At 71.3% G+C, this 6,358-nt stretch carries 5 protein-coding genes; 1 reads left to right on the forward strand and 4 read right to left on the reverse strand.

Annotation, left to right across the window (positions count from 1 at the left end):
* Window positions 1-10 precede the first annotated feature (10 nt).
* From ACNTMW_RS31575 to ACNTMW_RS31590, 4 genes are all read right to left on the reverse strand, one after another.
* Window positions 11-1,435, reverse strand: coding sequence for an ATP-binding protein (locus tag ACNTMW_RS31575; RefSeq protein WP_426637640.1), 1,425 nt, complete (start codon window positions 1,433-1,435; stop codon window positions 11-13).
* Entirely contained in the window at window positions 1,432-3,090 is a 1,659-nt protein-coding gene (locus tag ACNTMW_RS31580) for an NAD(P)/FAD-dependent oxidoreductase (RefSeq protein ID WP_426637642.1), read from the reverse strand. Before ACNTMW_RS31580 ends, ACNTMW_RS31575 begins: the two co-directional genes overlap by 4 nt.
* A 333-nt stretch (window positions 3,091-3,423) precedes the next feature.
* On the reverse strand, window positions 3,424-4,536 hold the full coding sequence (locus ACNTMW_RS31585; RefSeq protein ID WP_426637643.1) for a GH12 family glycosyl hydrolase domain-containing protein: 1,113 nt from the start codon (window positions 4,534-4,536) through the stop codon (window positions 3,424-3,426).
* 612 nt (window positions 4,537-5,148) lie between these two features.
* The gene (locus tag ACNTMW_RS31590) at window positions 5,149-5,535 is read right to left on the reverse strand and encodes a VOC family protein (RefSeq protein WP_426637644.1); all 387 of its coding nucleotides are present in this window, start codon (window positions 5,533-5,535) and stop codon (window positions 5,149-5,151) included.
* Between the two features lie 310 nt (window positions 5,536-5,845).
* Between ACNTMW_RS31590 and ACNTMW_RS31595 the strand changes: the two genes are divergently transcribed.
* Window positions 5,846-6,190 (forward strand): LPXTG cell wall anchor domain-containing protein, encoded by a 345-nt coding sequence (locus ACNTMW_RS31595; protein WP_426637645.1) that lies wholly within the window; start codon window positions 5,846-5,848, stop codon window positions 6,188-6,190.
* Window positions 6,191-6,358 lie beyond the last annotated feature (168 nt).

Raw genomic sequence — 6,358 nt, forward strand, 5'->3', positions numbered from 1 at the left:
CCGGCTATGACTACGGCTGAGCGCGGGTGGCCGGTTCGCTGAGCGGAAGCCGGACCTGGAAACGGGTGTCGCCCGGGTGGGAGACGACGCCGATGTCGCCGCCGTGCCGGTTGACCACGATCCGGTACGCGATGTCGAGTCCCAGCCCGGTCCCTTCACCGACCGGTTTCGTGGTGAAGAACGGCTCGAAAACCCGTCGGCACAGCTCCGGCGGGATACCCGGCCCGGTGTCGCCGACCTCGACGAGCACCCGGTCACCGTCGGAGGCCGTCCGCACGGTGAGCGTGCCCGACCCGTTCATGGCCTGCACCGCGTTGTCGATGAGGTTGGTCCAGACCTGGTTGAGCTCGCCCGGGTGGGCCGGGATCCGGGGCAGCGTGCGGTCGAAGTCCTTGACCACCCGGACACCGTCACCGATCTTGTGGGTGAGCATGACGAGGGTGCTCTTGAGCCCGTCGTGCACGTCGATCCACTGGTATGAGGCCCGGTCGAGCTGGGAGTACTGCTTCGCCGCGGTGACCAGCGACGAGATCCGGTTGCCGGCGTCGGAGATGTCGGCCATGAGCTGTTCGGTCTCCAGGGCGTACCCGATCCAGCGCAGCGACTGGTCTAGCAGTTCGGGCGCCACGCTGCGGGAGATCTCGTCCAGGCAGTCGACGTCGAGGCCACCCGCGGCGAGGACGGGTGCCAGGTCCCAGCCGTCCGCGACACCGTGCTCGTCCATCCAGTCACCGAGCGTGTCCTCGCGGTCGCTGGCCTGTATGGGGGTCAGCTCGGGTGCCTTCGCGGCGCGTTCGATGATCGGTTCCACCAGCCGCGTCAGCGCGTGCAGCTGCTCCGGCGCGATCCGGCCGTCGGCGAGCATGCCCAGCTTGTGCCGCATCCCGGCGACCCGTTCCCGCAGCGCGGCGGTCGCGCGGACGGCGGCGGTCGCCGGGTTGTTGAGTTCGTGCATCAGCCCGGAGGTGAGCGAGCCGAGCGCGGCCAGCCGCTGGCGCTCGTCGACCACGGCCTGGTTGGCGCGGATGCCGAAGAAGAGCCCTTCGAGCAGGTGCACCGCTATGGGGAACCACTCGCGAAGCATCGTCCCGAAGTCTTCCGCCGGCAGGGCGAAGAACGCGCAGTCGCTGATCGCCCGCATCGAGGCGGGGTAGGCGTCGCCCCCCGGCTCCTCGCGCAGGTACGGGCGCACCGCGCCCATGTAGACGCCGCGGCGGTCGGTGCGCACGGTCTCCACGTCGTCGGCCTGCACCCGCCGGTACAGCGCCAGCGTGCCGGACAGCAGCACGAAGAAGTACTCGGCGGGCTCGCCCTCGGTGAACACCGTGGTGCCGGCGGGAAAGGTGCGCTGGCTGCCGTGCGCGGCGAGCCAGTCGAGCTGCTCGTCGGTCAGGGATTCGAACAGGAACAGCGTCTTCAGCTCGGCCGGAGTCATCGTGCCTCCAGGTACCGGTGCACCAGGGTCACCGCCATCGCGCCCTCACCGACGGCCGATGCCACCCGCTTGACCGAGTTGGCCCGCACGTCACCGGCGGCGAAGACGCCGGGCACGCTGGACTCGAGGTAGAACGGGTCGCGGTCGCGGTCCCAGCCGGCCGGCCGCTTGCCGTCGACCAGCAGGTCGGGGCCGGTACAGACGAAGCCGCGCCGGTCGCGGCGCACGGTGCCGTCGAGCCACTCGGTATGCGGCTCGGCGCCGATGAACACGAACAGGTGCCCGCAGGGCAGGGTGGTGGGCGTGCCGTCCTTGCTGTCGCGAACCGTGATCGCTTCCAGGTGCGCGTCGCCGTGCGCCTCGATCACCTCGCAGCGGGTACGGACCGTGATGTTGTCCACGCCGGCGATCTGCTGGGTCAGGTAGTACGACATCGACCGTTCCAGCGAGTCGCCGCGGACCAGGAGCGTGACACTGCGGGCGTAGCGGGAGAAGAAGAGCGCCGCCTGACCGGCGGAGTTGGCCCCGCCCACGACGTAGACGTCGGTGGCCGCGCACGACGGCCCCTCGGTGGCGGCGGAGCCGTAGTAGACGCCGCGTCCGACCAGCGCGGCCACGCCGGGCGCGGCGAGCGGCCGGTAGGACACCCCGGTCGCGAGGATCACCGTGTGCGCGGACAGCTCGCCTCCGTCACCGAAGCGCACCACCCGGGCCGGGCCACGGGCCTGCAGGCCCACCACGTCGCGGGTGGTGAGCACCTCGGCGTCGAACTTGCCAGCCTGCCGGCGCGCCCGTTCGGCGAGCTGCGCGCCGGACACCCCGTCGGGGAAGCCCAGGTAGTTCTCGATGCGGGAGCTCTGGCCGGCCTGCCCGCCCACGGCTCGGCGCTCCACCAGGACCGTGCGCAGGCCCTCCGAGGCGCCGTAGACCGCCGCGCCGAGCCCGGCCGGGCCCCCGCCGATGATGATCAAGTCGTAGAAGTCGCATACCGGTGCGGTGGACAGTCCGACGACGGCCGCGACCTCGGCGGTGGTGGGCGCCGACAGCGCCCGGCCGTCAGGCGTCACGACGAGCGGGACAGCCTCCGGTCCCGCCTCTGCGGCGTCCAGCAGTCGGCGTCCTTCCGCCTCGTCGGCGAAGAACCACCGGTACGGCACCAGGTTGCTGGCCAGAAAGTCACGGATCCGGTACGAGGGCGCGCTCCACCGGTGTCCGACGACCTTGACCTCCTCCACCTCCCGGTCGCCGGCCACCTGCCACGCCTCCAACAGGGCGTCCACCACCGGGTAGAGCTTCTCCTCGGGCGGGTCCCACGGCTTGAGCAGGTAGTGGTCGACGTCGACGATGTTGATCGCCTGGATTGCCGCGTCGGTGTCGGCGTACGCGGTCAGCAGTGCCCGCCGGGCCCGCGGGAACAGGTCCATCGCCTGCTCCAGGAACTCGATGCCGTTCATCTGCGGCATCCGGTAGTCGGCGAGGATGGCCGCCACCCGCCCGCCACGCAGTTTGATCTCGCGAAGCGCGTCGAGGGCCTCGGCACCCGAGGCGGCCCGGACGATCTGGTAGTCCGGAGCGTACCGGCGGCGCAGGTCACGGGCGACGGCCCGGGACACCGCCTGGTCGTCGTCGACGGTGAGCATCGCAGGACGGCCCACGTCATCGCCTCACCTCGGTCGGGAACGTTCCGGGCCGCCCGGCGACGCTTCGCGGACCGGAACGTCGGCAGCCTTCGCGCCGCACCCACCATTATCCGCTCGCCGCGCGGCCATCACGGACGGCACCACCGACGCGCGGAGTCAGGTGAACGGGTCCGTCCGGTCCGACACGTCTCGGTGCCGGCGTACGCGATGCGCCCGGCCGGCGCCCACCGGGGCCGCTCCACGGTCGTCCATGCTGGACCGCCCCGCCCGTCGGCCACGGGTCACCCGGCGGCGTCGTCTTCGCCTCCCTCGGGGTGCCACCGTGGCTCGGTGGACACCCCGGTACGCCTATTCGAGGGTGAGCCGCTGACCGGGCAGGATCAGGTCCGGGTCGGGGCCCACGACGTCGCGGTTGCGGTGGTACAGCGACCGCCAACCGCCCGTGACGTGTTCGCGTCGGGCGATGGTCCACAGGGTGTCGCCGGGCCGCACCACGTAGGTGCCGCCGTCGGCTTCCGTACCGGTGCCGGCCTGCGTCGTGGGCGTGATCTGGGTCGTGGGCGTGACCTGCGTCGTGGGCGTGACCTGCGTCGCGGGGCTGGCCTGGGTCGTGGGCGCCACCCGCGTCGACGGGGATGCCTCCGGTGTGCCCGGCCGGGTCGGCTCCGCGGACCGGGTGGGTGTGTCCGGCTCGGGCGAACCGCCGCCGGTGACGGTGGCGGTGAAGGAGTTGACGGCGAGGCCCGCGCCGCCCACCCACGGCTCGAAGCCGGCCTGGACGCTCGTCAGGTACCACGTGTCGGTGAGGTCGCTGCGGGTCTTCACGTCGTTGATGAAGTCCATGACGTTGAAGTCCCAGCTCGTCATCGTCGACGGCGCGGCGTACGAGACGACCCTGCGGTATTCGGCGTCACCGGTCCAGACATCCCAGGTACGGCCGCCGACCGTCGCGGAGCCGGCGGGGGAGCCGTACGGATGGATCGGTCCCGTCCTGTTGAACCAGATCATGATCTCCAGCTTGTTCTCGCCGTCCTTCTTCGGCGACGGATCGAGCCAGATGTCGTAGGCGGCGTTGTAGACGCCGCTTCCGGGGTACGAGAAGCTGGCGCCGCTCGTTGCGCTGCTGATCTGGTTGACCGGCATCGGCAGGTTGGTGCCGGGGGAGCAGGTGTTGTAGTGGCAACCGAGGTAGATCGCCGTGTACGAGACCGGCGCGCCGTTGGTGCGCTTGTCGTGGTTGGCGTCCGTGATCGTGAATCCGCTGTTCGCCGTGGTGAGGCACTGCGGGGTGTCGGACGCCCAGAGGTTGTTCATCACGACGTAGCGGTCCTGGACGGTGGAGCCGTACGTGTCACAGATCCGGGTGTCGGCGTGCGCGGGGCCGGCGGTGGTCACGACGGCGGCGACGGAGCTGACGAGCAGCAGGCCCGCGGTCGCGAGACCGCGGAGGGGGTGTTTCATGGTGCTCCTTGTGCGGGGGCGGTGGCGCTGGGAGCGCTCCCGAACAGAAGCTACGGCATGTTCGCATGGCTGAAAAGACACGGATGCCGTTTCGTGACTGTTGCTTTCGTCATCCCGGGCGAGGGTGATGGCAGGGTCGGAGGGGTACGTGCCGGTTGCGGAGCAGGCGCCGGTGATCGCCTCGCCGCACCGGTCCGTCGAGGCCGGTCGACCTGATCCGGCCCGGCCGCCGCCGAGGCGCGACCCTCCACAGGGGATGATGGCGACCGCCGGTCGGGGAGCCGGCCGGCCCCGTGGCCGGCACTGGTGGTCGGCGGGCCCGGTGGTCGCGGAAGGCGGTCCGCACGGGTGCGGTGCGGCGGGACCCTACCCGCTCTCGCCGAAGGTGATCTGGCGGCTCGGCACCGGGAAACTCAGGTACGGCTGACCGTCCAGCGCTTCCGCAGCGGCGTGTCGGCGGTCGCGGCCTGACGCTGCCGCGCGGTCAGCGTGGGGTCGTTCTTGAGAACGTTGCGCACGTACTGCGGCCTGCGTCGGGCGCACGGGGCATCGTCGACGCCAACCCCGGCCGCTTCGAGAGCCGAAGCACCGCTCAGTCGCGAGCGACGCGGGTCATCCGGGGGCGTGGGTGAGGACTTCCATGACGTGACCGTCGGGGTCGTCGAAGTAGACCGTCCGGCCGCCCCGGTCGTAGTTGATCTCACCTGGCCGTTTGGGCTCGTGCGGGTTGGCGTAGAAGGCCAGCCCGGTGTCGCGGATGCGGGCGAAGATCTGGTCGAACTCGTCCTCGCTGACCAGGAACGCGTAATGGTGCGGAGTGACCTGTCGGGTGCCCAGCAGGCCGGTGTCGGCGAAGTCCAGGCAGACCTCACCGACGCGCACCGGAACGAACGGACCCCACTGCGGCGCTGCCTCAAGCCCGAGGATCCGGGCCAGGAACTCGGCGGATGCCTGCTTGTCGGTGGCGGGCACGATGGTGTGGTTCAGGGAAATCGTCATCGCGTGGACCTCCCTCCCCTGCGACGGTATCGCGTCAGCCGGGCGCCTCGCCTCCGATGGTGCTACAGGCCGCCGGCCGACCCGCTCCCCACCCGCCGGCGGCCGATGGAAAACGGCCCGATTCTTCGGAGCCGCGGCGAATGGCTCGCCGCGGTCCGGGTACCACTCACACTGCCGGCCTAGTACCGATGGCGGAGTCACCCTCGGGCCGCCGGCGCAGTTCGCACCACGCGTCGTCTCATCACGCGAAACCCCAGTAGTTCCAGGTCAGTAGCCGACTTTGTGATCTCAGAGGGGAATGGTGCAGAAGATGTCCGAGAAGCTGTTCGACGAGAAGTCACTGCCCGGTACGGGGCGTCCGGCTCGCCCGCGCGGCAGAACGTGGCGGCGGCTGTCGCTGGTGGCAGCGCCGACGGTGGTGGCGGTGTCGGTCGGCGTCGCGGTGCTGAGCGGCGCTGGCGGCGCGGCCGCAAGCCAGCCGCTGGCCGGAGCCACCGTGTCGGTGACGCCGACCGGTGCGGTCAGCGCCGGTGGTGGCGGCACCGCCGGCGACACCGGAGGCGACCCGACGCTGCTGCTGTCGCTGGCCGGCGCGGGCCTGCTCGGCGCGGGTGGCCTGGTCATGGCGCGTCACCGTCGGGCCGTGAATGAGTAGGTACCTGCCGCGTCCGGTCCGCAGCGCGGTGCTCGGCACGTTCACCGTCCTGGCCGCGCTGCTGACCGTCGGCCCGCTCACCCAGATGCTGGTCGCATCCGGTCCGTCCCAGGCTGTCGGGGCCGTCCCGCCGCCCCCCCGGCCGGCCGGGGCGGCCCCCCCCCGGCC

Source organism: Planosporangium spinosum, assembly GCF_049999945.1.
Taxonomy (GTDB): Bacteria; Actinomycetota; Actinomycetes; order Mycobacteriales; family Micromonosporaceae; genus Planosporangium; species Planosporangium spinosum.